This window comes from Streptomyces sp. NPDC044044, from assembly GCF_056434405.1.
Map to the genome: position 1 here is coordinate 447830 of NZ_JBWKFG010000001.1, position 25429 is coordinate 473258.

Below are 25429 nucleotides of genomic sequence, written 5' to 3' on the forward strand. Positions count from 1 at the left end.
ATGCGCGGACCCACAGATGCAGAGGCGCTTCAGCGGGTGCTGAGCGCGGCCCTCGGTCACCACGAACCGGTGGGCTCCCTGGCCCAACTGGGCTCAGGTGAAGCCGCGTTGAGCGGCTTGGAGCCCGGCGTCCTTGAACGCCCCACCCTGGTCGGCGGCGCGGCCCTGTACCACCCGACCGGCCCGGCTCCCACCGCCCACACGGTCGATGAGCTCGTGCGCCGGGCGGAGGCGCTGGACGTACCCCAGATCCTGGTGCCCCACGTACGCCGCACCGACGACCCAGGCGCGCTGCGGGCGGCCGGCTTCGTCCCCTTCGCCGCCGGAGCCGAGTGCGTCGTCCGCCTGACCGGGGACGTGGACGAGCTCCTGCGCGCCCGCCTCGGCGGTCGCCGGCAACGCGCCCTCCGACGCTGCCACGAGGCGCTCTCCCGCGACCTCACCTGGGAGCGGATCCGCCTGAGCGAGCTCGGCGGGTCGCCCTGGGCGCGCGACGCCTTCGTGGAACTCCACCGCCGCCGCGCGGAGCGGCACGGAGGCGGCCACAACCCGTACGGCGCCGAGGCCCTCGCCGCACTCGCGGACGGTGTCCTCGCGGAGCGCACGGAGATGCTCGTGCGCCGCCGAGGGGACAGCGTGGTCCACGTGGCGCTCACGGCCAGGTCCCACAACGGCCGGGGGCTCTACCACCTGACGCAGGCCGCCGACCCCGACGACCCCGCCGCGGACAGCGACTTCCACGCGACATCCCTGTACGGGCTCTACCTCCAGGCCCGGCGCTCCGGACTGCACTGGGTCCATCTCGGCCCGGGGGAGACCCACGACAAGCGCCGCCACGGAGCCGACCTGTTCGTCCCCCTCGACCACTGGCTGCGCGCCGAAGGCCTCACGGCCCGTGAGGAGGCGTCGGGGGAGTCGGCACTGTCGCGGTTCGCCGCTCCTCCCGTCACGACCGTGCCGGTCCCGGGGCCGGCACGCGCCCGTCACCAGCCGAGGTTCGACACCATCGACCTGTCGAGCAACACCAACCCGTTCCTGGGTACCGCGAGTCAATACCCCCACCTCGACACGGCGGAGCTCGCCGGCACGTACCTGTCCACGATCTCCGAGCTGCCCGGCCACGAGGGCACCGGAGCGCTGACCGCGGACCATCTACTGTTCTCCAGCGGATCGGTCGACGGCGTCATGCTGCTCCTGGCGGCCCTTGCCTCGCCCGGTGAGAGCGTGTGTGTCACGCCGCCCACCTTCCCGCTCTACGCCCACTTCGCCCGACTGCTGCGCCTGCCTCTGGTCGAGGTGCCCCTGCGCGGCGACGACCTGTCCGAGCTCGACACCGAGCGGATCCTGGCGGCCGATCCGCGGGTGACCATACTGTGCGATCCGAACAACCCCGTCGGGACCAGGCTCGATCCGGCGCAGGTGCGGGCCGTCGTCACCGGCACACGGGGCCTGGTCGTGATCGACGAGGCGTATGTCGAGTTCAGCGAGAAGCCTTCGTACGCCGGTCTTGTCGCCGAGCACGACAACCTCATCGTGCTCAGAACCCTCTCGAAGGCATGGGGGCTGGCCGGCGCCCGCTGCGGGATCGCCCTGGCGCAGCCCGGCATCATCGACGCCCTGCGGCGGGTGCAGGTGCCCTTCGGGTTCACCGACGCGTCGCAGAGCGCCGTGCGGGACCGGCTGACCAACGCGCGACGGGCGCTGGCCAGCGTCCGGCACATCCGGGCGGAGCGCGACCGGATGGCCCGGATGCTGGCCGAACACCCGGCTGTGGAGCGGGTGTTCCCCTCGGAGGCGAACTTCCTGCTGGTGCGGCTCCACAAGCACGAGCGCGTCATGGAGCAGCTGCACAACGCGGGGATCGTGGTCGCCGACGTCGGGTTCCTCATCCCCGCCACCTGCCGCATCTCCATCGGCAACCGGCGCGCGAACGACGCGCTGCTCGCGGCGCTCTCCGCCGCCGTGTGAGCCCGGTCAGGAACCGGATCAGGAACCGACGGTGTCATCCAACGGAAGGGGTTCGTTCGCCCCGTCCTTGATCTCGACGACCACGAACGACAGAACTTCGTCGCCGATGTTCTTCAGGTCATGGAGGTGGTATTGCCCGCCGGAGAAACTGAAGTGCTGGGTCTGCCCGCGGACATACGATATTTCGCGGCTGCTGCCGTCACTCGCGTGCTGGCGGGCTTTTCCAGGAGTGAGGGCAGTCCACGAGTAATCAAGTACGTGCCGGTGGACGGGAATGCGCTCTCCCGGCTGGAGATGGGCCTCCCAGACGCGCACCGATTCGGTCTCTTTCACCAGCGTCCGGCTGATGCATCCGTTATGGGTGTTGTTCTCGAATTCCTTGTGCAGTGGCGGGCTCCAGCGGTCGAACCCCTCGGCGACGACCGTGCTGACCAGCGGAAGATCGGTGGATGAATTGCTGCCCACGAAGCGGTTCCTTTCGGTCTTCGATGTACATCGATGGCACTCTAACTGAAATCTACGTGAGTCAAGTAGCAGTTCCAGCAGTGCAATTGAGCCTATGAGGAGGCTGAACGCCCGTGATCGTGCTCGGATACAACGGATTCACCAGGGGCGCGGAGCTTTTCGGACGTCTCTACGGGGCGACCGGAGTCGGCCGCAATCTTCTGGTGGGCCACGACGCCGCGGCGGCTCTGACTATCGACGGCGAGGTGGTCGCCGCCGTCGAGGAGGAACAGCTGAGCCGGGTCAAGAAGACCTCCGATTTCCCGGCGAACGCGATCAGATGGTGCCTGGAATCCGCAGGTGTCGAACTCGACCAGGTGGACGTCGTCGCTTTCCCCTGGCGCTTTTCGCCGACCGTGGCCGAGGAGATGATCGCGCGGATATCCGGCGCCGACATGCCGGTCGCGGCCAAGTTCGACGCCCTGCGGCGCACGGGTGAGCTCTACACCGACATGCTCAGCCGCGAGGCGGTGTACGGCGACTTCGTCCAGCGCACCGGCCACGCGCTGGACCCCAACAAGCTCACCCTGGTGCCCCATCACCTGGCCCACCTCATGTGCGGCGCCTATCTGGCGGGCGGAGGCGACGCGGCGTTCCTGGTGAGCGACGGCCGGGCCGAGACCCTCTCCTCCGTCATGGGTGAGCTGCGCGACGGCGTGGTCCGGCTCTTCGACGAGGGCACCGTCGACATGGCCAGTTCGCTCGGCGTGGCCTACGGAAGGATCACCCGCTATCTGGGGTTCGTCCCCAACAACGACGAGTACAAAGTGATGGGCCTGGCCGCCTACGGCCCGCCGCCGCAGCACAACCCTCTGCTGGAGCGCGTCGTGCGGCTGCACGAGAACGGCTCGTACACCCTGTCGATCCCCAGCGACATCGGCGGCTACCACGCACTGTTCGACGACCTGTTCGGCGGCGACAGCGAGAAGCGCGAGGAGTTCGACTTCCGGGTCAAGGTGGCCGGTCTCGCCCAGCACATGGTCGAGGCCGTGACCGCGCATCAGCTGCGGGCCCTGACCGCCGCATCGAGCCTGGACACCCTGCTCTTCGAGGGCGGTCTCGCGCTCAACTGCGTGGCCAACACGAAGATGCTGGAGCGGTCCTCGTTCACCGGCATGGAGGTCAGCTTCGGGGCCAGCGACCCGGGTGTCGCCATCGGCGCTGCCGTGTACACCGCCGGTCTCAGGAACCGGCCCGCGGACGCTGTCACCACCCCGTACCTCGGCCCCTCGTACGACGAGCGGCAGATCCTCGACGCACTGGCCGAGTACACGGACCGCGTCGAGTGGCAGGAGGAGCCCGACACTTCCGCGGTCGCCGAGAGGACGGCGCGGCTGCTCGCGGGGAAGAACGTCGTGGGGTGGTTCCAGGGCCGCGCCGAGTTCGGACCGCGCGCCCTGGGGAACCGCAGCATCCTCGCCAACCCGGCCTTCCCCGACATCAAGGACATCATCAATCTCCGGGTGAAACACCGGGAGCCCTTCCGCCCGTTCGCGCCCGTCGTCCTCGCATCCGAGGCTCCCCGCGTCTTCGAGATGGGCAAGAAGACCTCCTCCCCGTACATGACGTTCGTCTTCCCGGTGCGCAAGGAGTTCCAGGAGCGGATCCCCGGCGCGTGTCACGTGGACGGCACGGCGCGGGTCCAGACCGTCGACGAGCGGCAGAATCCCGCGCTCGCGGAGCTGCTGCGCGCCTTCACGGCGCACACGGATGTGCCCTGCCTCCTCAACACCTCCTTCAACGTGGCCGGTGAGCCCATCGTCTGCTCACCGCGCGACGCGCTGGAGTGCTTCCTCGCCACCGAGATCGACTGCCTGGTCATCGGCCGGTTCGTGGTCACCAAGAAGGGCGGCTGAGCCGAGGATCAGCCTGGAATCGAAGGCCGCGTACAACCCTTGTGCCCCATGCGGTGTCGAACAGGGCGCCGGACAAGGAACGGGCCCTTTCCGGACACCCTCGCGCCTGCCCGGCCACTTTCCTTCACAGGAGCCGCTCGTGCGCAAGAACCGTTCGGCCGCCCTCGCCGCGGCCTCGTTCCTCCTTCTCACCGGGGCGTGCATCGCCGCTGCCCCCTCCGCTGTGGCTGGCACCCCCGGGGGTACGCACGCCAACGACCGCAACAGTGACTTCAACGGCGACGGATATGAGGACGTGCTGGTCGGAGCCCCAGGGGCGACGGTCAGCGGCCAGAAGGGCGCCGGTCTCGTCACCGCCCAGTACGGATCGTCCAGAGGCATAGGCACCACCAACGTCGCCCGGTTCAGCCAGTCGACGGCCGGCGTCGCCGGCGCCGCTGAGGCGGGTGACGGCTTCGGGAAGGCCGTCGCCACCGGCGACCTGGACGGGGACGGCTTCGACGACGCGATCGTCGGCATCCCCGGCGAGGACATCGGCGACACGGCGGACGCCGGTGGTGTCGCGATCCTGTGGGGCTCGAAGCAGGGCCTCAGCGGGGAGGCCAGCGACTGGCTGGAGACCCAGGAGCCCACCAAGGGCGAGCAGTTCGGCCTCGGCCTGGCCGCGGCGCACTTCACCGGCGAGACGCCGGGCGACGTGCTCGCCGTACTGGACCGTGACGACCTGGAGCTCTTCGCGTACGACGCCGCACCGCAGGCCGACGGGCAGGCCCCGCTGAAGCGGCAGGCGACCGAGCGGCTGTCCGCGGCGGCCGACGGCCGCGACATCCTGCCGAAGTCGCTGACCACAGGCGACTACGACGACAACGGCTACGCGGACCTCGTCGTGTCCGGCGTGTCCGTGGGCGACGAGCCGGGGCACGGCTGGTCCGCGCACTTCTCGGGGAACGCCGACGGCCTCGCGTACGAGCAGGATCTGCGCGGCGGCCCCGTGGCCGCGTCCGGCGACATCAACAACGACGGCTACGACGACCTGGTGACCGGCGAGCCCAACTCCCCCGACGACGGGGGCGAAACGATGACCGGCGGCCTGGTGGGCGTCCGCTACGGCGACGCGGACGGCCTCAAGGACGAGGCCAAGTGGTGGACGCAGGACAGCTCGGACGTGCCCGGCACCGCCGAGCGCGGTGACGGCTGGGGCGCCGACCTGTCCGTGGCGGACACGAACGGCGACGGCTTCGCGGACGTCGCGATCGGCGCACCGGGCGAGGACATCGGCACGGTCGCGGACGCCGGAGCGGCCTGGGTGCTGCGTGGTTCGCACGAGGGCATGACGGGGATCGGCGCCAAGTCCTGGGACCAGAACTCCGCGGACATCCCCGGCGTGGCCGAGAAGGGCGACAAGTGGGGCGCCCAGGTGCGCCTGACGGACCCGAACCGCGACGGCCGCTTCGGTCTGCTTGCCGCCGCGCCCGGCGAGAACGCCGGGGACGGAGTGGTGTGGGTCCTGTCCGCGGGGGCCGGTGGCATCACCGCGTCGGGCTCCTGGACGTACGGCGCCGAGTCGCTCGGTGCGCCGGGCACGGCCGCGGCGTTCGGCGCGGCGATCGACGAGTAGGGGCCAAGGGGCCCGCAGCGGGCCTTGCGGCAGGCCATCCGGACGTGGTCGTGAGCGGCCTACGTATGATCGCGGTCATGTGCTCACGACTGCGTCCGGAGGCTGAACAGGCATGACAGAGAGCCGAGTTGTCGTCGTCACCGGCGGCGGAACGGGCATCGGCGCCGCCACGGCCCGGCAGCTGCGTGCGGCCGGGCACCGCGTGGTCGTCTCCGGGCGGCGTCCCGAGCCGCTGCACCGGGTCGCCGATGAGACCGGGGCGCTGGCCCACCCCGCCGACGCGGGAGACCCCGCGGAGGTCGCGGGCCTCGTCGATGCGGCCATGGAGGCCTACGGCCGCATCGACGGGCTCGTGCTCAACGCCGGGGTCGGGCGCAGCGGAGCAGTCGGCGACCTCTCCGACGAGGACTGGGAGGCCGTGATGCGCACCAACCTCACCGGGCCCTTCCTCCTGCTGCGGGCCGCGCTTCCCCACCTCCTTGAGGCGCGCGGCTCGGTGGTCGCGGTCGCCTCGGTCGCCGCACTGCGCAACGGCGTGGCCAACGCGGCGTACGCGACGTCCAAGGCGGCGCTCCTCCAACTGTGCCGCTCCCTCGCCGTCGACTACGGCAAGGCAGGGCTGCGCGCCAACACCGTGTGCCCCAGCTGGGTGCGGACGGAGATGGCCGACCGGCGGATGACGCGCTTCGCCGAGGAGGCAGGACTGGGGGACGGCAGCGCCGACGCCGCGTACAAGGAGGCGACGCGGCTCGTCCCCGCGGGCCGTCCGGGTGAGCCGGAGGAGGTCGCCGAGGCGATCACCTGGCTGCTCTCGCCCGCCGCGTCCTTCGTCAACGGCGCGACACTGACCGTCGACGGCGGGGTGACGGCGGTGGACCCAGGAACCTCCGCGTTCGACTTCAGCATCGCGCCGCGCGCCTAGCGGCCGGGCGGGCAGCACCGGTCGGGGTCAGCCGAAGCGCTCCACACGGAGCTGGGCGGGTGGGAACGGCGAGAAGGACGTCGTGCCCACCGACCAGTAGCCGCCGTCCGTGCCCGGGATCGGGGCGATGCCCTGGGGCAGAAAGGTGGATGGCGTCTCCGGTCCGCGTTCACTGATCCAGGCCGTGCCGTCCCAGCGCAGGTAGTGGGCGCGCTTCTGGTCCCAGAAGTCCCAGCCGGATATCCGGTCGGGCCGCCCCGCCGCGTCCGCCGTGATGCCGCTCAACAGGCCTACGGTGAAAGGCGACGTGACGCTGCTCCACCGGGTGCCGTCCCAGTGCTCCAGCGTGACGCCGGGCGGTTTGCCGGGCGGCCCGCCCACGCCGTACGCGAATCCGGTGAGCCAGATGTCGTCGTGCGCGACCGGGAGCAGACCGGTCACCGAGGCGCGGATGCCGAGCGTGCGGGGCACCACCGTCCAGGCGCCGTCCCAGCGGGCGATGACGTCGCCGTGGACCCACACCTCACCACCGGGTGTCACGTGGACGCCGGACGGGGTGGGCGCGGCCTCGTCGGGCAGCGGCCTGCACCAGCGCCACGTCGTGCCGTTGCCGCGCATCAGCCCGGCGCGGTCACCGTGCCGCCCCGACACCCAGAACCCGCCGCCGGGCGCGGACGCGACGCCGGTCAGCCGCGTGCCCGGCTCACCCCGGCCGGGGAAGTCCGCCTCGCGCCAGGTCGTGCCGTCCCACGCCAGGAGCTGATCGTGCCCCGCGGTGTTCGTGCCGATGGCGCGGGCCGCGCCGTCCGGACCGGCGGCGACCGCACGCAGGCCACCGCGGTACGTCAGGTGGGAGAGGTCGGTCAGCGACCAGGCGGAGCCGTTCCAGCTGAGGGCGAGCGGGGTGCCGACGGTGCTTCCGTTGCGCCCCTGTTCACCCACGGCCCAGGCGCGATCGGGGCTCGCGGCGGCGACCGCGAGCAGGTGGGCGGCCGCCTGTGCGGCCGGGGCGGCGACCTGCTGCCAGGCAGCAGCTGCGGTGCCGGTGCCGGGCCGCGGGGGAGCGGCGCCGGCTAATGGCACGGGCAGGGCCAACCCCGCGCCGGTGATGGTCAGTCCACGGACAAAGACGCGTCTTCGCATGAAGGGAGCCCTTCTTGAGGTCCTGTCGGAGGTGCGTCGGAGGTGCGTCCGGAGGTGCGTGGGAGACGCGCCGGAGATTTGTCGGAGGAAACACCCTGAACCGGGCGGGGTGCGCCGTCAATGCACGGGGATGCGCAATTCGTGGCGGGCGCCGCGAAGTTATTCCGCACACGCGGCGCGGTCAGTTCGCCGGTAACGTGGCGCGTCGACTGAGGGGTGGACGCGACACATGACATCGAGCACCTTCCGCATCGGCGGTGAGATCGGCGTGCGCCGGATCGGGTTCGGGGCGATGCGCCTCGCGACCGAGGCCGGGGCGGCCAGGGAGGCCTCCGTCGCGGTGGCCCGGCGGGCCGTCGAACTGGGCATCACACTGATCGACACGGCGTACATGTACGGCTGGGGCGCCAACGAGGAACTTCTGGTCGAGGCGCTGCATCCCTATCCGGACGACCTGCTGATCGCGACCAAGGTCGCCATCGAGCGGCCACGGCCGGGCGAAGAGGCCTCGGTCAACGGACGGCCGGAGTTCCTGCGTGAGCAGGTCGAGCAGGCCCTGCGCAGGCTTCGCGTCGAGCGGATCGGGCTGCTCCAGATGCACCGCCTCGATCCGGAGGTCCCGCTCGCCGATCAGCTCGGCGCGCTGCGGGAGTTCCAACTCGCGGGAAAGATCGGCCACATCGGCCTGTCCGAGGTCACCGTCGACGAACTCGACGAGGCGCGGAGCATCGTCGACGTGGCCAGCGTGCAGAACCGCTACAGCCTGCTCGACCGCGAGCACGAGGCCGTGCTCGACGCCTGTGACGCGGCCGGGATCGCCTTCCTGCCCTGGCGTCCGGTCCACCCGGCGGCCTCGACGGCGACGGCCGAGATCGCTGCCGTCGCGGCCGAACTCGACGCCACCGCGGCGCAGATCGCGCTGGCGTGGCTGCTCGCCCGCTCACCCGTCGTGCTACCGATTCCGGGCACCGCCTCGCTCGACCACCTGGCGGAGAACGTCGCCGCGGGGGACCTGCGGCTGAGCGACGAGCAGCGCGAGCGCCTCGACGGGATCACGCTTCCCACTGCCGGATGAGCCGGGTCAGCGCCTGCGCCGCGGCACTGGTGTAGGCGCTGTCGCGGCGCAGGAGCACCACCGTGCGGGCGGGCAGTGCCGGGGTGAGCGGGACGGGGTGCAGGTGGGGGTGGTCGCGGGTGAGCGCGTCGGGCAGGACCGTGGCCAGGCCGGTGCGGTGGACGATCTCCGTCAGGGCGTTGATCGAGTTGGCTTCCACGGTGATGCGCGGCCGTACCTGGTGTGCGGCGAGGTAGGCGTCGATGTGGCCGCGCGTGGCGAAGTCGCCGCTGAGCAGGGCCAGTTCGAGCCCGTCGGTCATCTCCCGCACGGGCAGTGCCTCGTCGCGTCCCGTGTGCGGGTGGCGGGGCCCCACGACGAGGCCGAGGGTCTCGGTGAACAGCGCCGTTCCGGTGATGCCGGGCAGGTGGTCCGCGCTGAAGGCGATTCCCAGGTCGAGTTCGTCGGCGAGCAGCGCGGCCTCGATGCTGTCCTGGTTCATCTCGCGCACGTCGAGGCTGATCGCCGGATGGCGGGTGTGGAACCGGGCGATGAGCGGACCGATGAGGTAGGCCGTGAACGTCGGTGTCATCGCCAGGCGCAGGTGGCCACGGGTCAGGTCCTGTACGTCGAGGACGGCGCGCTCGGCTGCGGCGAGGTCGCGCAGGGCGCGGCGCGCGTAGGGGACGTAGGCCTCCCCGGCGTCGGTCAGGCGCACGCTGCGGCCGGTGCGGTCCAGGAGCTGGACGCCCAGTGACTTCTCCAGCTGCTTGATCTGCTGGGAGAGGGTCGGCTGGGAGATGCGCAGGTCTTCGGCGGCGCGGGTGAAGTTGCCGTGCTCGGAGACGGCGAGCAGATAGCGCAGGTGGCGCAGTTCCAAGGCCATGCCCTCAACTATAGATGGCATCGATGACTGGTATGGCAATTACGTCTTGGACGCTATAGGTCCAGGTCATGCATGGTGGATCTCGTCAGCCCCACCGGGGCCGATGCCACCGAAGGGAGTGACCATGCAGGACCTCACCGAGGGTGTCGCGCGCTTCCGGCGCGACGTCTTTCCGGCGAAGGCGGACCTCTTCACCCACCTCGCGGACAGCCACACGCCGACGACGCTCTTCATCGGCTGCTCCGACGCCCGGGTGGTGCCGGAGCTGCTCACCCAGAGCGAGCCGGGTGAGCTGTTCGTCATCCGGACCGCAGGCAACCTCGTGCCCGCCTACGCACCCGGCTCGGACGGGGTGGCGGCCGGCATCGAGTACGCCGTCGCCGTCCTGGGCGTGACGGACGTCGTCGTCTGCGGGCACTCCGCCTGCGGGGCGATGACGGCACTCGCCGAGCAGCACGACCTGGGCGGCCTGCCTGCCGTCGCCGACTGGCTGCGCCACGCGGACGCCTCCCTGGCCAGGGTCCGCGCCGGGGACTCCGATGGGCCGGGTACGGAACAGCTGGCCGACCTCGTACGGGAGAACGTGCGGGCCCAGCTGGCGAACCTCGCCACCCACCCCTCGGTGGCCCGCGCCCTGCTCCGGGGCACGCTCGCGCTGCACGGCTGGGTCTACGACATCCCCACCGGCACGGTCGAGGAACTCGACGCCGCCGCCGTCAACGCCTGACCGTCACGCGACGACGCCACCACGCCCACCATGCCCGTCACCCCCATCACGCCCGTCACCCCCATCACGTCAACCACGTAAGGAAGTCTTCCCATGACGCAAGCCCAGTTCGACCCCGCCGCCCGCCAGACCCTGGCCGTCACCGCCGTCGAGGCCAAGGTGCGCAAGGATCTGTCCTGGCAGCAGATAGCCGACGTCACCGGCTACTCGGTCGCCTTCGTCACCGCCGCCGTGCTCGGCCAGCACGCCCTGCCGGAGCCGGCCGCGCAGGCCGTCGCCGAGCTCCTCGGTCTGGACGCCGACGCGGCGATGCTGCTCCAGACCATTCCGACGCGTGGTTCCATCCCCGGCGGGATCCCCACCGACCCGACCATCTACCGCTTCTACGAAATGCTCCAGGTCTACGGCACCACGCTCAAGGCCCTGGTCCACGAGGAGTTCGGCGACGGCATCATCAGCGCGATCAACTTCAGGCTCGACGTGAAGAAGGTCGCCGACCCGGAGGGCGGGGAGCGCGCCGTCATCACCCTGGACGGCAAGTACCTTCCGACCAAGCCCTTCTGAGCCGCCCGCGGCTCAGTCCGTGGGGCGGTCGATTCGGTAGAGGTGGTGGGCGCGGTCGTCGATGGGGTTGTCCGGTTCCAGTGACACGTCGGCGACCCGCCGCAGGCCCGCCTTCTCCAGGATGCGCCAGGACGCGCGATTGCCCGCATGCACGGGGACGAGCACCGCGGTGGCATCGGGGTGGTCGGTCCAGGTGGCCTCGACGACCGCCCGGATCATGCGCGTGCCGAGCCCCTGGCCGACCCGGAGGGGATCCCCGATGAGGTAGTCGATGGACATGGCGCCCCGGGGGATCTCCACCTGGCCGGCCAACTCGGCGCCGTACTCGGGGTAGTCGGCGAAGCGGTAGCGCTGGACGAGGCCGAACGGCTCGCCGTCGAGCAGCATGAGCAGATCCTCCGACGCCTCCTCTCCGCGGGCCGCCGGGCCGAAGTCGCGCTCCACCGCCTCGGGCGACGTCTCGTGGTTCCACCAGCGCGCGACGTGCGGCTGCTCCAGCCACCGCCGCAGCAGAGGGAAGTCCGGTTCGTCGAGTCGACGCCAGCTGATCATCGGGCACCTCGGGGAGTGGAACTCGGGGAGCGGATCACGGGGGAGCGGACCTTGGCGAGGCGGGACGGCGGACGCCGTGTCCATTGTCCCGCTCGCCGTCGGATCAACCCCCGTACGTGGCCTCGGACTCGCCGAGCACCGCGGCGAAGTCCGAGGCGAGCGGCGCCGTGTCCGCCACCTCCAGCATGGCGGTGGTGATCCGTACGGCGGTGGGCGTGGCGATACGGAAGCGTGACCCCGCGGCCACCCACCACCCCCGCGATCGCAGTCCGTTGACCACCGCGGACTCGTCCCGCACCGGCACCCACACGTTCATCCCGCTCGCCCCGCGCGCCGGGATCCCGCGCCGCGCGAGCTCCTCGATCAGTGCCCGGCGCCGCTCGGTGTAGGCGCGCTCGGCCCGCCCCACCAGCGCTCGCGCGGCGGGATCGGCCATCGTGCGCTCGACCGTCTCCTGCAGTACGTGACTGACCCACCCCGAAGTGAGCAGCATCCGCCCCTCGTGCCGGGCCAGCGTGGTGGCATCGCACGCCAGCGCCGCCCACCGCAGGTCGACGCTCAGATGCTTGGACACGGTCCGCACCTGCGCCCAGCGTTCGAGTCCGCCGGCGGCCAGCGAGTACGCGGGCGGCCCGGCGATGTCCGCGTTGTGATCGTCCTCGACGACCAGCACGTCAGGGAAACCGCCGAGAACGCCGAGCAGGGCGTCCCGCCGTGCCTCCGAGAAGCAGCCACCCATCGGGTTCTGTCCGCGAGGGCTGCACACCAGGGCCCTGACCCCGGCCCGCAGCGCACCGCGCAACGCATCGGGCCTGATCCCCTCGTCGTCCACCGCCACCGGCACCATGCGAAGGCCCAACGCCGGTACCAGATCGAGGAGATGGTGGAACCCGGGGTCCTCGACGGCCACCGCGTCCCCGGGCTTCAACTCCACGGACAGCAGCCGCGCCATGCAGTCGAGCGCCCCGTGCGCGAAGGTCACCCGGCCGTCGGGCACCCCGTCCCGCGCGAACCACGCGCGGGCCAGCTCCTCAAGCTCCGCACGGCGCGGCGAACCGCGGTGCGAACCGCTGACGGGGTCCACCCGGTCGGGCGGCAGCAGCACCGGAAGCAGCGCCGGATCCGCATGCCCGCCCGCCAGGTCGCGCACCCCCTGCGGCACCTTCGGCGGCCGGCGTGTTCCGACGGCCGGGGCCTGTGCCACCACCGTTCCGCCGCGCCCGCGCGTCACGACGATCCCGCGCTGCCGGAGCTCCTTGTAGGCAGTCGCCACCGTCCCCGCGCTGACCCCGAGATCGTCGGCGAGCCTGCGCACCGGAGGCAGCGCGTCACCCGGCGCCAAACCGCCCTCGGTCACGGCCTGTTCGACGGAGGAGGTGATTCCCTTGGCGGTCGCGCCACTGATCGCATATTGTGCTGCCACGTAATCAAGTATGTATCAATACAAAAGCCGGAGTCAAGGGGGAGTGGTGAGGTGAGCCTCAGCCGCAGGCGGGCCGCGCTGTACGCACGCATACCAGGGGGTGTCGACGGCCGCCGCATGCTCTGGATCGCACTGATCAACAAGGCGGGCACCGGACTCTGGATGGGGGCGGCCGCCCTCTACTTCACCCTGGTCACCGGGCTCTCCGTCGCCGAGGTCGGCGTGCTCATGGGCGTCTCGGGGGCCGTCGGCATCGCGGGCGCACCGCTCGCGGGCCACCTCGCCGACCGCTTCCCCGTCACCCGCGTCATCATCGGCGCCCAAGTCCAGCAGGCCATCGCCCTGTTGGCGCTGCTGACCACGGACAACTTCTCCCTGCTCCTCGTCTACTCGGCCGTCAGCAGCCTCGCGGATCGCGGGTCCAACGTCCTCACCAAGCTGTACGCCGCCCGCATCGCGGGCCCGGACCGCACCAAGTACCAAGCAGTGCAGCGCTCCGTCTCCAACGCGGGCTGGGCCATCGGAGGCCTGGCCGGTGCGCTCGCCCTCGCCGTCGGCACCACCCACGCCTACCAGGTCCTGCTCATCGGCAACGTCCTCAGCTTCCTCGCCGCCGCGGTCCTCACCCTGCGCTGCGCCGAACCGCCTTCCCCCTCCCGGGTGGTCACCGACTCCACGGCACCGGCCCCGCGGGCCCGGCCGTCCAGTCCCTGGCGCGACCGCCCCTACCTGCTGTTCACCGCCACCGAGGCGGCGCTCTTCCTCGACGACGCGGTGCTGCAGGTCGGCATGCCCCTGTGGATCGTCCACGCCACCGACGCCCCGCACGGTCTCGCGCCGCTGCTCATGGTCCTCAACTGCGTGCTCGTGGTCTGCTGCCAGGTCCCGCTGTCCCGCTTCGGGAGCACGCCGGACAAGGCCCGCGGGCTCCTCGTGCCGCTCGCCGCGTGCTTCGTCGTCGGCTGCGCCGCCATGACCGCCTCGGTGGCCGGTGGCATCTGGCCGACCGTCACGGCGCTGGTGGTCGCGGCGATCGCGTTCACCTTCGCGGAGATCCTGCACGCCATCGCGTCCTGGGAGCTCTCCATCGCGCTCGCCCCCGATGACGCCCAGGGTGCCTACCTCGGGGTGCACGGCCTTTCCTCGTCCGCCCAGCGCAGCGGGGGACCGCTCCTGGTCACCGCCGTGATCGCCGCGGGTCCCTTCGCCTGGCCGCTGCTCGGCGCGGGCGTGATCGCGACCGTCGCGGCGCAGAGCCATCTCGTACGTACGAGGCTGCGCAGGCCGGGCGGCCCCGCGGAGGCACGCGGCGCGCTGCGCGAACGAGGCCAGCGGCTCGGGTCGTAGCCCCTCACCGGCGACCGACCGGTGACGGCGTCCGGCCCGCCACGGGTGGGTGGCGGGCCGGACTTGGGGAGGTGCGGAGCGGCCTGATCCTCAGAGGCCGCGAGCCGCAGGTGCCGCGAACATCAGCTGTCGCGAGCCTCAGCGGCCGATGCGGATGCGGTGCGCCTGGTCCTGGCCCTCGGGGCCGGTGCCGGACTTGTCGAGCACGAACGCCGTACCGTCCGTCACCTGGACGTGGTTGGGGTTGGCGCCGGTGGCCAGGGTCTCCACGACGGCGCCCTTGGCGGGGTCGACGACCGTGACGGTGCCGGGGGTCCGGTTGGCGACCAGGACGCTGCCCGAGCGGCGGTCGGTGGCGACGGACAGGGCGCCCGCGCCGGTCGGCACGGACTTCGTGACGGTGCCCTTTTTGAGGTCGACGACCGAGAGGCCGCCGGCGGCCTGGTCGGCGGTGTAGGCGGTGCGGCCGTCCTTGGAGAGCGCGATGGAGATCGGGCCGTCACCGGTGGGGATGAGGCGGGGGCTCTCGCTTTTCCGGGTGATCTCGATGATGCGGTCGCCGTTGAGGTCGGCCGCGTAGGCGGCGCCGGTCCGTGCGTTCACCGCGAGGCCGGTCGGGCTCGATCCCTCGACCGTGACGCGCTTCTTCTCCTTGAAGGTGCGGGTGTCGAAGGCCACGACGGTGCCGTCGCCGAAGCTGCTCGCCCACGCCGTGTTGTGCTTGGCGTCCACGACGACCTCACGGGCGTGGTTCACGCCGGGCAGCGAGACGAGGTGCTTGCCGGTGCGCTGGTCGTAGACGGCGACGGAGTTGTCGCGGGTGTTCGTCGTCCAGACGGTGTTGTGCTCGTCGTCGACGGCGACTCCGTAGACAGCCTCGACGGCGCCGGTCTCGGCGTTGGTGACCGGAGGCGTGTAAGTCTCCTTCACCTTCAGCGTGCGCGGGTCGACCTTCAGGAGGCTGGAGGTGGTGACGGGCGGTCGGCCCACCGCGGAGGTGGCCCACAGCACGTTGTTCCGCTCGGAGTACGCGGACTGGTAGAGCCCCTTCACGAGCGGCGCGGACTCGACGGTCGAGCCGGACGCTTTGCCGGTGGTCTTGCCGGGCTGCGCGGACGCGGTGCCGGTCAGGGCCAGCGCGCTGCCCGCGGCGAGGGCCACGGCGACTGCGGCGGTACGGCGGATGCGGCAGGTGAGTGAGGTCATGCTGCGTCAATCTCCTTGGCAGAAGCGCCTCCGGAAGAGGCGAGCACTCGATAACTTAGCTTAGCCTAACCTAAGTCACATACCTTGATCTGTGTGGCGCCCGCCACATCCGACCCTGCGTCCCCTAGGGGGAAGGCGGGGGCAAACCCCCATCCGCATAAGACAGTTGGGAGGATGTGGCGGCCGTAAAGGATCGGCCAGGCTCGTCCCATGACGAAGATCAAGCGAAACGCAGCCCTGCTCGCCGCCTCCGCGGCCGTCCTCGGCCTGACGGCGCCGCTGGCCGCGACGGCCTCCACGCCCGCCGTCCCCATCACTCCCGCCACGGCCAAGTCCCTTGACTGGCAGCCGTGCAAGGGCAGCGGTCTCGACCCCCGCCAGGAGTGCGTCACCGTCGAAGTCCCGATGGACTACGCCCACCCCAAGGGCAAGCGGATCGGCATCGCCGTCTCGCGCATCCCCGCCGAGAGCCCCGCGGCCCGCCGCGGCGCACTGCTCCTGATCCCCGGCGGGCCCGGGGGCTCCGGCATCAACAACCCTTCGGGCAAGGGCCAGAAGCTGCCGCAGGCGGTCCGGGACGCCTACGACCTGATCGGCTTCGACCCCCGTGGCCTCGGCCGCTCCACCCCGGTCAGCTGTGGCCTCGGCCAAGCCGACCTCGCGACGACGGGACTGCGCCCCTGGCCCGCTCCCGATGGTTCCATCACCGGGAACATGACCGCCGCCCGGCGGGTGTCGGACGCCTGCGCACGCAACGGCGGCGACCTCATCCGCCACATCAGCACCGCCAACCAGGCCCGCGACCTCGACCGCATCCGCGCGGCGCTCGGCGAGCGGAAGGTCTCCGCGTGGGGAGTCTCGTACGGAACCTACGTCGGCGCGGTCTACAGCCAGCTCTTCCCGCACCGCACCGACCGGATCGTCCTCGACAGCAACGACGACCCCGACCCCGCGCGGGTCTCCCGCGGCTGGCTCGCCGGGCACGAGCAGGGCGTCGAGGACACCTTCCCGGAGTTCGCCAAGTGGGCCTCGGCGCCCGGCAATCCGGACCGCCTGGCCCGGACGGCTGCCGAGGTGCGCCCGCTCTTCCTGCGTCTGGCCGCCGAGCTGGACCGCGAACCGATCCCATGGCCCGGCGCCAACCCCGAGGAGCTCAACGGAAACGTCCTGCGCCAGACCCTCCTGAACACGCTCTACGACCCCGACGACTTCCCCGGCCTGGCCAAGCTGATCCTGGCCGCCCGGAAGGGCACGGTCCTGCCCGCGCCGCAGGCTCCCCCGGAGGCGGTGCTGCAGAACGCCGTCGCGGTGGGCTCCGCGGTCCTCTGCAACGACATCGAGTGGCCCGGGTCGACAGGCGCGTACGCGAAGGAGGTCGCCGAGAGCCGGTCCAAGTACCCCCTGACCGCGGGGATGCCGAGGAACGCGATGCCCTGCGCGGCCTGGCCGTTCCAGCCGGAGGAGGCCCCGGTGCGGATCACCGACAGCGGCCCGTCCAACATCCTCCTCATCCAGAACGAACGCGATCCGGCGACCCCGCTCGGCGGCGCCCTCAAGCTCCGCACGTCCCTGGGCGCGCGAGCCACGATGGTGACGGTGGACTCGACCGGACACGACGCCTACCTCGACAACGGCAATGCGTGCGGCGACCGGACCGTCTCCCACTACCTGGCGACGGGCGAGCGGCCGAGCCGGGACAAGTACTGCGGCTAGACGGGACAGCAGACGGGCCGCGCGGTCGTCCGGAGGATCGATGGCCTCCCTCCGGACGTACGGCGTCCGACCGCAGCCCGTCGCTGGTGGTGTGGGAGCGACCGGGGGGCTCGCCTGAGGCTGTTCCTCGAAGGACATGGGGGCGGCGGCGCTGCGCAGCCCCTCTTCAGGCCAGCAACTCCGCCGTGTCCAGGAACGGCCGACCGAGCTCCTCCGCACCGAAGCCGAGCACATAGAGCCCGGTGGAGACACGCTCGAGGAAGCCCCACTCCCAGACCGCCCGCGGCTCCACCCCGGTCCGCCCCGCGAGCAGCGCGCAGTACGAGCGGACAAGCGCCACGGCCGAAGCCCTGTCCCTGCCCCTCAACTCCCCGCACCAGTCGCGGAGTACGACCCCCAGGTCGTACGCGGGATCGGCGAGGAACCCGTCGGGATCCACGAAGACGAACCCCGCCTCTGCCCCGGCCCGCGGCGCGGTGACCCGCAGCGCGTTGCCCGGATGAGGGTCGCCGTGCACGACGACGCAACGCTCGGGATCGAACGCGGCGGCGCGCCGTTCGGCGTACGTCAGGGCCTGCGCCAGGACCCGCTCCGAGCAGGGCCGGCCGAGGCTCTCCCACAGCCGCCCGACCAACTCGCCCAGGGCGAGGGCCTTTTCCTGGGCCGGGTCGACGCTTGGCCCCGGGACGCGAGGCACCCGCCAAGCGCTCTGGAGCATGGCGCACAACGTCTCGATCTGCTGCCGCGGGGCGAGACCGAGCCGATCCATCGAAGGACCGAGCGCTTCCTGGAGCATCGCGTGACGGTCGAGATCGTGGGCGAGGAGCACGGCGTACCCCTGGCCCCGCGCGAGGCGAAGGGTCTGCACCTGGGCTGCGAAGTCCGTTACGGGAAGGGAGAGTTTGAGCACCACGTCCCGCCCGTCCCCGGTCCGGGCCCGCGCCACGTAGGAGGCGGTCCCGCCGGGCAGCGACGGCCCGACCTCGATGGACCAGCGCCGCTCCAGCTCACGGATGAGACCGGGCAGCTCGGCCAGCCACTGCTCACCGAGGGCTCCGAGGCTGCGGGCTTTCTGGCTCACGAGGGGCTGGACGTAGACGGCCGGCTTGGGCACGGCATCCATAATGGCCGCCGGAATCAGCGGAGTTGACGCCCGCCGTGATCAACATCCCTCTACGCTGCGTGGCATGGGCGGGATAGATGTAGCCAATGGAGTCGTCGGCGCGATGCTGGGGATGCTGTTCGCGGTGCTGTTCCAGCAGCCGTTGCAGAACGGTTGGTACCGCCTGCGTACGCGCTCCACGCGCGCGGTACGCAGCCTGAGGCAGCGTGAGGAGTCAAGCCCTGCCTGGAGGACCTTCTCGGTGGGGCCGCTCCACACCTCGGCGTTGATCGTGGAGGGGGACGGCGAGTCGTCCATCCCCGCCGAAGCCGTCTACATCCAGGTGCTCGACGAGGAGATCGAGCTGCCGTCCGACATGGTCGCGTGGCGTGCGGAGATCGAGGAGGAGAGCACACGGTTGCGGGCCGAGGGCCGGACACCGCTGTGGAACGGCCCTCGTTACGCCGTCGAGTCGTTCGACGTCTCGCGGACCGCACTCGACGAGCAGCCGGAAGTGCACCTGCGGTTGCGCCCGACGGACTACTACACCTTTCTCGCCGCCCAGCAACTGGACCGCCGACTTGCCGACGGGACGACACCCCGCTCCCGCCATCTCGACCCGGACGACCCCCTGCGGGCCCCCGCGTTCCTGCAGTGCAGCTTCGCGGTGAACGTCGCGGTGGTGACCGCCGACGACACGCTCGTCGTCAGTCGGCGCAGCGACCGGGTCAGAATGGCACCGGGGGTGTGGAACTCCTCCGTCAACGAAGGGATGTCCCGGCACATCGACTCGTCCGGCAGGAGCGCCCCGGACCTGCACGCGGTGGCCCGGCGCGGCATGCGCGAGGAACTGGCCGTCGAGCCGCACGAGTACTCGCTCGAACTGCTCGCCTTCGTCCTGGACATCGACAAGCGCCACTGGAGCGCCCACTTCTACGCTCGCCTGAAGGACTTGACCCGCGAGGACCTGCAGGCCCGTATGAGCAGGGGAGTGGCGGACAGATGGGAGCACCAGACCATCGACTACGTGCCGTTCCGTCCCGCAGCCGTGATCAAGTACGTCCTGCGGGACGACCGCATCCATCGGTGGGCCCCGCTGGCTCCGGCGCTCTTCCACCTTGCCCTGGTGCATGTCTACAGCCGTACGCCGGTCGAGAGGGTGGGGGCACAGATCATCCGGCGTCTGTAGGAGCGCTTGGCGCCTGCTGCCCGGCGCCTACGGCAGCGGGCCCCCGCGGGCGGTGACCCACAGGTCGTACCACTCCTCGTGGGTGAGCTCCGGTTCGCGGTGCACGGCGTCCCGGCAGGCGAGGATGCGCTCGGGGCGGCTGGTGCCGATGACCGGGGCGATCCGGGCCGGGTGCCGCTGGAGCCACCACAGCAGGATCGTCTCCGGTGTCGTCCCCTTGCGGGCGGCGAGGTCGCTGACGAGCCGAGCGGTCGGTGAGTCACCGCCGCCGGTGAAGCGGCCCCGGGCGAGCGCTCCCCAGGCCTGCAGCTGGATGCCGTTGGCGGCGCAGTACTCGAGCGTCCCGTGCGGGAAGCCGTTGTCGGCCGCTGCCGGTGTGTTCACGAGCACGCCCGCCTCGACCCAGTCGCGGCTCTCCAGGCTCATCTCCAGCTGGTTGGCGACCAGCGGCACGTCGAGGTGGGCCCGCAGATGTGCGATCTGCGCGGCGCTCATGTTCGACACACCGAACCTGCGCACCAGGCCCTGCCCGTGCAGCGAGGTGAGCGCCTTCGCGATGTCCTCCGGGCCCGTCAGCGGGTCGGGGCGGTGCAGGAGCAGTACGTCGATCACGTCCGTGCGCAGCCGGGTGAGGCTCTCCTCGACACGCTGGACGATGCTCGGCCCCCGCAGGTCGTACAGCCCCGGCCGTTCGCCGTCGGCGAGGCGGATGCCGCACTTGGTCTGCAGGACGATCCGCTCGCGCAGTCCGGACGACCTCGCGAGCACTTCCCCGAAGACCGCCTCGGACTTGCCGTGCCGGTAGATGTCGGCGTGGTCGAACACCGTGACGCCGGCCTCAAGGGCGGCCTCCACGGCGGCCTCTGCCCCGGCGATGTCCTTGGCGGTGTACGGCGTGGTGTCCCACGTTCCGCCGATCCCCATGCACCCGTACAGCACACGGCCGGTGCGCACGTCGGTCTGCGATGCCATGTCTCCTCCTCCGTGTCGCTCCGTGTCGCTCCGTGTCGCTCCGTGGTGGACCCGGCCATCGTCGCTCAGGTACGCGGTGGTCCGGTCGGCTGCCCGCCCTGTACAGGCGTACGCGCCGGCGACGGGCACGGCCTACGTCTCGCGACGCTCGGACCGGCCGGATGCGGTCGAGTCGCGGACCACCAGTTCCGGCATGAAGACGAACTCGCTGTGCGGAGCCGGGGTTCCGCCGATCTCCTCCAGGAGGGTGCGGACCGAGGCCTGGCCCATCGCCTGGACCGGCTGGCGGACGGTGGTCAGCGGGGGATCGGTGAACGCGATGAGCGGGGAGTCGTCGTAACCGACCACCGAGATGTCCCGCGGCACCTCCAAGTCCCGTTCCCGGGCGGCCCGGACGGCGCCGAGCGCCATCATGTCGCTGGCGCACACGATCGCGGTGCAGCCCCGGCCGATCAGTGTGCCCGCCGCTGCCTGTCCGCCCTCCAGGGTGTAGAGGGAGTGCTCGATGAGCTGCTCGGAGTCCTCGGGTGACATCCCGAGGCGTTCGCGCATGCCGATCTGGAAGCCCTCGATCTTGCGCAGCACCGGCACGAAGCGCTTGGGGCCCACCGCGAGCCCGATGCGGGTGTGGCCGAGGGACGCGAGGTGCGTGACGGCGAGGCGGGCCGCGGCCCGGTCGTCCGTGGAGACGAAGGGGGCCTGCACCTTGGGGGAGAAGCCGTTGACGAGGACGAAGGGCACGCCCTTGCCGCGCAACACTTCGTAGCGCTCCATGTCGGCCGTGGTGTCCGCGTGCAGTCCGGAGACGAAGATGATCCCGGAGACGCCGCGGTCCACCAGCATCTCGGTGAGCTCGTCCTCCGTGGAGCCGCCGGGTGTCTGGGTGGCGAGCACCGGTGTGTAGCCCTGGCGGGTCAGGGCCTGGGCGATGACCTGGGCGAGCGCGGGGAAGATCGGGTTGTCCAGCTCGGGCGTGATCAGGCCGACCAGGCCGGCGCTGCGCTGCCGCAGCCGGGTGGGTCGCTCGAAGCCGAGCATGTCCAGGGCGGCGAGTACGGATTCGCGGGTGGCCGCCGCGACACCGGGCTTGCCGTTGAGGACGCGGCTGACGGTGGCTTCGCTCACCCCCGCCTGCGCTGCGATGTCGACGAGCCGTGCGGTCATGCAGGGACTGTACCGGTGATCTGCCTGCTTGCCCACTGGTTGTGAAAGCTTGCAGCAAGTACTGACTCTGCAAGGTACTTGCGGGGCATTCGGGGCGAAGCGGGGAGTAATTACCCCACCTCAGGGGCCTGTCAAGCGCAGCAAGAGCAACCGTAAGGACACACAGAAGTAACGATCAGCAGACCTTGCAGAAATTTCTCGCAAGGTCTTTCCGGCGCTTTTCAATCCTGTTACGTTCCCTGGCAACCCGGCGCCGCGTCGAGTGCGGCTCGTAGGAGGCAGCTCTGTTGGGGGTTTCGCCTCCCCTTGTTCCGGGATCAGTTGAAGGAGTTCACATGCGGCGTGGCATAGCGGCCACCGCACTGGTCGCGGCCCTGGCTTTGACAGCGGCAGCGTGCGGTGGCGATGACGGTGACAGCGGTAAGAACAGTTCGGGCAAGCTGTCCGGCACCGTCACTTTCTGGGACACCTCGAACGACGCCGAGAAGGGGACCTACGAGAAGCTCGCCAAGGGCTTCGAGAAGCTCCACCCCGACGTCAAGGTCAACTACGTGAGCGTCGCGTTCGGCGAGGCCAACGCCAAGTTCAAGAACGCCGCCGGCGGCAACTCCGGCGCCCCCGACGTGATGCGCACCGAGGTCGCCTGGGTCGCGGACTTCGCCAACCTGGGCTACCTGGCCCCGCTCGAGGGCACCCCCGCCCTGGACAAGGCGGACGACTACCTCCCGCAGGCCGCGGCAAGCACCAAGTTCAAGGGCAAGACCTACGCCGCCCCGCAGACCATCGACACCCTGGCGCTCTTCTACAACAAGAAGATGCTCAAGGAGGCCGGTGTCGAGGCGCCCAAGTCCTTCGACGAGGTGAAGAGCGCCGCGAAGAAGATCAAGTCGAAGTCCGGCAAGACCGGCCTCTACCTCCGCGGCGACGACCCGTACTACTACCTCCCGTACCTCTACGGCGAGGGCGGCGACCTCCTCGACACCAAGAACAAGAAGATCACCGTCGACGACCCCCAGGGCGCCGCGGCCTTCAAGGTCATGAAGGACCTGGTCGACTCCAAGGCGGCCACCACCGACGCGAGCGACGGCTACAACAACCAGCTCAACGCCTTCAAGGACGGCGACGTCGCGATGGCGCTCGACGGCCCCTGGTCCATCGAAGGCGCTCTGCAGGGCAAGTCGTTCAAGGGCGACAAGGACAACCTCGGCATCGCCCCGGTCCCCGGCGGCAGCGACCGGCAGGCATCCCCGCAGGGCGGCTGGAACCTCGCGGCCTACGCGGGATCCAAGAACCTCGACGCGAGCTACGAGTTCATCAAGTACATGAGCTCGGCCAAGGTGCAGCAGCAGACCACCGAGAAGCTGAGCCTGCTGCCCACCCGCACCTCGGTGTACGACGTGAAGTCCGTCAAGGACAACCAGATGGTCCAGTTCTTCAAGCCGGCCGTGGACAAGTCCGTGGAGCGGCCCTGGATCCCGGAGGCCAACGCCCTGTTCGAGCCGATCCGGCTGCAGATGGAGAAGGTGCTCAGCGGCAAGACCTCCCCCGAGAACGGGGCGAAGGGTGTCGGCGACGCCTACCGCAAGCTGCTGAAGGACTACAAGTAAATGGCTGTTGACAGCAGCCAGTCGCTGGCCAAGGCCGCGGGCGCCCAGAGCGTCCGCGGCCGCGGCCCGCGGACCGGCAAGACCCCCGGACGGCTGCGCAGGTCGCTGTCCACCCACTGGTACGCCTGGGCCATGGTCGCCCCCGTGGTGGCCGTGATCGGCGTGATCATCGGCTACCCGCTGGTGCGCGGCCTCTACCTCTCGACGACCGACGCCAACGAGGCGAACGTCGAGCGCACCATCGGCGTCAACCACATCCCGGCGACCTACAAGTCCGTCGGTCTGGACAACTACACCGCCGTCCTCTCCGACGGCATCTTCTGGGACCGGCTGACCTGGACGATCATCTGGACCGTCTCCTGCGTCGCCATCTCCTTCACGCTCGGCCTGGTCCTGGCGAACATGCTCAACCGCAAGCTGGCGGGGCGCTCCTTCTACCGGATGGCGCTGATCCTGCCGTGGGCGGTGCCCGCCTTCGTCTCGGTCTTCACCTGGCGCCTGCTCTTCAACGAGAAGAACGGCATCCTCAACAAGATCCTCGCCGGTGGCGGCATCGACGCGATCCCGTGGCTCAACGACCCCACCTGGGCCAAGCTCTCGGTGATCACGGTCAATGTCTGGCTGGGCGTCCCGTTCATGCTGGTCGCCATGCTCGGCGGACTCCAGTCGATCCCCGGTGAGCTCTACGAGGCCGCGGAGATGGACGGCGCGAACGCCTGGCAGCGCTTCCGGCACATCACCCTGCCGGGTCTGCGCACCGTCAGCAGCACCGTGATCCTGATCAGCGGCATCTGGACCTTCAACATGTTCCCGGTGATCTTCCTGCTCACCCGGGGCGGTCCGGGAGACGCCACCGAGATCCTGGTGACGTACGCCTACCGGCTCTCGTTCGTCGTCAGCCCGCGCGACTTCGCGGGATCCGCGGCCTGGGGCGTCATCATTCTGCTGCTCCTTTCGCTCTTCGCGGTCGTCTACCGCCGCGCGCTCCGCAAGCAGGGAGAAGTGTGGTGACCACCATGACCGACGGGAAGACCCCGTCCCCGAGTCGGCCGAAGGCGAAGGTCGGGGAGCGCGGCGAACGCGGTCCGCTGGCCTCCGTCGCGCTCCACGTGGGCCTCCTCCTCGCCTCCGCCACCGCGGTGCTTCCCCCGCTGTGGCTCCTGATCACCTCGTTCAAGCCGACGAGCGAGGCGTTCTCCACCGACCTGGTCAAGGACTTCACGTTCCGCAACTACGACCACGTCGTCAACGACACCGAGTTCCTGAGCTGGCTCGGCAACTCCCTGCTCGTCGTGGGCCTCACCACGGTGATCGGCGTCTTCATCTCCGCGACCACCGGCTATGCCGTCAGCCGCTTCAGGTTCCCCGGCATGCGCTCGCTGATGTGGCTCCTGCTGATCACCCAGATGTTCCCCGTCGCGGTGCTCATCGTGCCGCTCTACAACCTCCTGGCGAACCTGGGCCTGCTCAACCAGCCCGTCGGCCTGGTCGTCACCTATCTGACGATCGCCGTGCCGTTCTGCGCGTGGATGATGAAGGGGTACTTCGACACCATCCCGGTGGAGATCGACGAAGCCGGGCGGGTCGACGGACTCAACCCGTTCGGCACCTTCTGGCGGCTCATCGTGCCGCTGGCCAAGCCCGGTCTCGCCGTCACCGGCTTCTACAGCTTCATCACCGGCTGGGCCGAAGTCGCGTACGCCTCCGCCTTCATGACCGGCGAGGAGAACCTCACCCTGGCGGGCGGCCTGCAGACCTTCGTCAATCAGTACACCAGCGACTGGGGCTCGCTGACCGCGTCGGCCGTGATCGTCGCGGTGCCCGCGGCGGTGATCTTCGGCTTCGTCCAGCGCCACCTCGTCTCAGGCCTCACGGCCGGCGCGACGAAGTCCTGACACGGCACGCAACCCCC

22 protein-coding genes are annotated in these 25429 nt (G+C 70.6%); 13 read left to right on the plus strand and 9 right to left on the minus strand.

Translation table 11 applies throughout. The features are described 5' to 3' along the window. Positions 1–1968 carry an aminotransferase class I/II-fold pyridoxal phosphate-dependent enzyme gene (locus tag AC07AG_RS02140; protein WP_478750911.1) on the plus strand — a complete coding sequence of 656 codons (1968 nt, stop codon included), beginning with the start codon at positions 1–3 and terminating at the stop codon, positions 1966–1968. Positions 1969–1986: 18 nt separating this feature from the next. Here the strand turns inward: AC07AG_RS02140 and AC07AG_RS02145 are convergent, their stop codons facing one another. Further along, entirely contained in the window at positions 1987–2433 is a 447-nt protein-coding gene (locus AC07AG_RS02145; RefSeq protein WP_478750913.1) for a cupin domain-containing protein, read from the minus strand. A 113-nt stretch (positions 2434–2546) separates the two neighbouring features. On the opposite strand from AC07AG_RS02145, the gene AC07AG_RS02150 reads away from it, so the two are divergent. From AC07AG_RS02150 to AC07AG_RS02160, 3 genes are all read left to right on the plus strand, one after another. Further along, complete coding sequence (locus tag AC07AG_RS02150) at positions 2547–4328, plus strand: carbamoyltransferase family protein (protein ID WP_478750915.1); 1782 nt, start codon at positions 2547–2549, stop codon at positions 4326–4328. Positions 4329–4467: 139 nt separating this feature from the next. Further along, complete coding sequence (locus AC07AG_RS02155; protein WP_478750917.1) at positions 4468–5946, plus strand: esterase; 1479 nt, start codon at positions 4468–4470, stop codon at positions 5944–5946. Between the two features lie 112 nt (positions 5947–6058). Beyond that, entirely contained in the window at positions 6059–6868 is an 810-nt protein-coding gene (locus tag AC07AG_RS02160) for an SDR family NAD(P)-dependent oxidoreductase (RefSeq protein WP_478750919.1), read from the plus strand. A 27-nt stretch (positions 6869–6895) separates the two neighbouring features. Here the strand turns inward: AC07AG_RS02160 and AC07AG_RS02165 are convergent, their stop codons facing one another. After that, a complete protein-coding gene (locus AC07AG_RS02165; RefSeq protein ID WP_478750921.1) occupies positions 6896–8011 on the minus strand; it encodes a hypothetical protein in 1116 nt (371 codons plus the stop codon). Positions 8012–8240: 229 nt separating this feature from the next. Here AC07AG_RS02165 and AC07AG_RS02170 point away from each other — a divergent pair, with 229 nt between their 5' ends. After that, positions 8241–9086: an aldo/keto reductase gene (locus AC07AG_RS02170; RefSeq protein WP_478750922.1), complete on the plus strand. Its 846-nt coding sequence runs from the start codon at positions 8241–8243 to the stop codon at positions 9084–9086. Here AC07AG_RS02170 and cynR read toward each other — a convergent pair. Further along, positions 9064–9951: a transcriptional regulator CynR gene (gene cynR, locus AC07AG_RS02175; RefSeq protein WP_478750924.1), complete on the minus strand. Its 888-nt coding sequence runs from the start codon at positions 9949–9951 to the stop codon at positions 9064–9066. The genes AC07AG_RS02170 and cynR overlap by 23 nt on opposite strands. Positions 9952–10075: 124 nt before the next feature. On the opposite strand from cynR, the gene AC07AG_RS02180 reads away from it, so the two are divergent. Continuing rightward, positions 10076–10678 (plus strand): carbonic anhydrase, encoded by a 603-nt coding sequence (locus tag AC07AG_RS02180; RefSeq protein WP_478750925.1) that lies wholly within the window; start codon positions 10076–10078, stop codon positions 10676–10678. Between the two features lie 93 nt (positions 10679–10771). After that, positions 10772–11242 carry a cyanase gene (cynS, locus tag AC07AG_RS02185; RefSeq protein ID WP_478750927.1) on the plus strand — a complete coding sequence of 157 codons (471 nt, stop codon included), beginning with the start codon at positions 10772–10774 and terminating at the stop codon, positions 11240–11242. A gap of 12 nt (positions 11243–11254) precedes the next feature. Here cynS and AC07AG_RS02190 read toward each other — a convergent pair whose 3' ends face one another. Next, positions 11255–11794, minus strand: a complete 540-nt coding sequence (locus AC07AG_RS02190) for a GNAT family N-acetyltransferase (protein WP_478750929.1) — start codon at positions 11792–11794, stop codon at positions 11255–11257. A gap of 103 nt (positions 11795–11897) precedes the next feature. Continuing rightward, positions 11898–13217, minus strand: a complete 1320-nt coding sequence (locus tag AC07AG_RS02195) for an aminotransferase class I/II-fold pyridoxal phosphate-dependent enzyme (RefSeq protein WP_478750931.1) — start codon at positions 13215–13217, stop codon at positions 11898–11900. Between the two features lie 51 nt (positions 13218–13268). Between AC07AG_RS02195 and AC07AG_RS02200 the strand changes: the two genes are divergently transcribed. Beyond that, positions 13269–14564, plus strand: a complete 1296-nt coding sequence (locus AC07AG_RS02200; RefSeq protein ID WP_478750932.1) for an MFS transporter — start codon at positions 13269–13271, stop codon at positions 14562–14564. Between the two features lie 138 nt (positions 14565–14702). Here the strand turns inward: AC07AG_RS02200 and AC07AG_RS02205 are convergent, their stop codons facing one another. Then, positions 14703–15770 (minus strand): YncE family protein, encoded by a 1068-nt coding sequence (locus AC07AG_RS02205; protein WP_478750934.1) that lies wholly within the window; start codon positions 15768–15770, stop codon positions 14703–14705. 210 nt (positions 15771–15980) lie between these two features. Between AC07AG_RS02205 and AC07AG_RS02210 the strand changes: the two genes are divergently transcribed. Next, entirely contained in the window at positions 15981–17483 is a 1503-nt protein-coding gene (locus AC07AG_RS02210; protein ID WP_478750936.1) for an alpha/beta hydrolase, read from the plus strand. Positions 17484–17649: 166 nt separating this feature from the next. On the opposite strand, the gene AC07AG_RS02215 is transcribed toward AC07AG_RS02210, so the two are convergent. Beyond that, positions 17650–18597 (minus strand): aminoglycoside phosphotransferase family protein, encoded by a 948-nt coding sequence (locus tag AC07AG_RS02215; protein ID WP_478750938.1) that lies wholly within the window; start codon positions 18595–18597, stop codon positions 17650–17652. A 73-nt stretch (positions 18598–18670) separates the two neighbouring features. Here AC07AG_RS02215 and AC07AG_RS02220 point away from each other — a divergent pair, with 73 nt between their 5' ends. Further along, complete coding sequence (locus tag AC07AG_RS02220; RefSeq protein WP_478750939.1) at positions 18671–19774, plus strand: hypothetical protein; 1104 nt, start codon at positions 18671–18673, stop codon at positions 19772–19774. Between the two features lie 27 nt (positions 19775–19801). On the opposite strand, the gene AC07AG_RS02225 is transcribed toward AC07AG_RS02220, so the two are convergent. Both AC07AG_RS02225 and AC07AG_RS02230 read right to left on the minus strand, forming a co-directional pair. Further along, a complete protein-coding gene (locus AC07AG_RS02225) occupies positions 19802–20746 on the minus strand; it encodes an aldo/keto reductase (protein ID WP_478750941.1) in 945 nt (314 codons plus the stop codon). Between the two features lie 132 nt (positions 20747–20878). Next, positions 20879–21910, minus strand: coding sequence for a LacI family DNA-binding transcriptional regulator (locus tag AC07AG_RS02230; protein WP_478750943.1), 1032 nt, complete (start codon positions 21908–21910; stop codon positions 20879–20881). Positions 21911–22245: 335 nt separating this feature from the next. On the opposite strand from AC07AG_RS02230, the gene AC07AG_RS02235 reads away from it, so the two are divergent. From AC07AG_RS02235 to AC07AG_RS02245, 3 genes are read left to right on the plus strand one after another with little or no spacing between them, the layout of a single operon-like run. After that, positions 22246–23517 (plus strand): extracellular solute-binding protein, encoded by a 1272-nt coding sequence (locus AC07AG_RS02235; RefSeq protein ID WP_478750945.1) that lies wholly within the window; start codon positions 22246–22248, stop codon positions 23515–23517. Beyond that, a complete protein-coding gene (locus AC07AG_RS02240; protein ID WP_478750947.1) occupies positions 23518–24528 on the plus strand; it encodes a carbohydrate ABC transporter permease in 1011 nt (336 codons plus the stop codon). A gap of 5 nt (positions 24529–24533) precedes the next feature. Next, positions 24534–25412, plus strand: a complete 879-nt coding sequence (locus AC07AG_RS02245; protein WP_478752185.1) for a sugar ABC transporter permease — start codon at positions 24534–24536, stop codon at positions 25410–25412. Positions 25413–25429 lie beyond the last annotated feature (17 nt).

Bases quoted from the DNA above. Each gene is read 5' to 3' on its own strand.
- cynS (WP_478750927.1), top strand. From the start codon at position 10,772: ATGACGCAAGCCCAGTTCGACCCCGCCGCCCGCCAGACCCTGGCCGTC.
- AC07AG_RS02220 (WP_478750939.1), top strand. From the start codon at position 18,671: ATGGGCGGGATAGATGTAGCCAATGGAGTCGTCGGCGCGATGCTGGGG.
- AC07AG_RS02205 (WP_478750934.1), bottom strand. From the start codon at position 15,770: ATGACCTCACTCACCTGCCGCATCCGCCGTACCGCCGCAGTCGCCGTG.
- AC07AG_RS02240 (WP_478750947.1), top strand. From the start codon at position 23,518: ATGGCTGTTGACAGCAGCCAGTCGCTGGCCAAGGCCGCGGGCGCCCAG.
- AC07AG_RS02170 (WP_478750922.1), top strand. From the start codon at position 8,241: ATGACATCGAGCACCTTCCGCATCGGCGGTGAGATCGGCGTGCGCCGG.
- cynR (WP_478750924.1), bottom strand. From the start codon at position 9,951: ATGGCCTTGGAACTGCGCCACCTGCGCTATCTGCTCGCCGTCTCCGAG.
- AC07AG_RS02180 (WP_478750925.1), top strand. From the start codon at position 10,076: ATGCAGGACCTCACCGAGGGTGTCGCGCGCTTCCGGCGCGACGTCTTT.
- AC07AG_RS02160 (WP_478750919.1), top strand. From the start codon at position 6,059: ATGACAGAGAGCCGAGTTGTCGTCGTCACCGGCGGCGGAACGGGCATC.
- AC07AG_RS02140 (WP_478750911.1), top strand. From the start codon at position 1: ATGCGCGGACCCACAGATGCAGAGGCGCTTCAGCGGGTGCTGAGCGCG.
- AC07AG_RS02210 (WP_478750936.1), top strand. From the start codon at position 15,981: ATGACGAAGATCAAGCGAAACGCAGCCCTGCTCGCCGCCTCCGCGGCC.
- AC07AG_RS02235 (WP_478750945.1), top strand. From the start codon at position 22,246: ATGCGGCGTGGCATAGCGGCCACCGCACTGGTCGCGGCCCTGGCTTTG.
- AC07AG_RS02225 (WP_478750941.1), bottom strand. From the start codon at position 20,746: ATGGCATCGCAGACCGACGTGCGCACCGGCCGTGTGCTGTACGGGTGC.
- AC07AG_RS02190 (WP_478750929.1), bottom strand. From the start codon at position 11,794: ATGATCAGCTGGCGTCGACTCGACGAACCGGACTTCCCTCTGCTGCGG.
- AC07AG_RS02245 (WP_478752185.1), top strand. From the start codon at position 24,534: ATGACCGACGGGAAGACCCCGTCCCCGAGTCGGCCGAAGGCGAAGGTC.
- AC07AG_RS02165 (WP_478750921.1), bottom strand. From the start codon at position 8,011: ATGCGAAGACGCGTCTTTGTCCGTGGACTGACCATCACCGGCGCGGGG.
- AC07AG_RS02230 (WP_478750943.1), bottom strand. From the start codon at position 21,910: ATGACCGCACGGCTCGTCGACATCGCAGCGCAGGCGGGGGTGAGCGAA.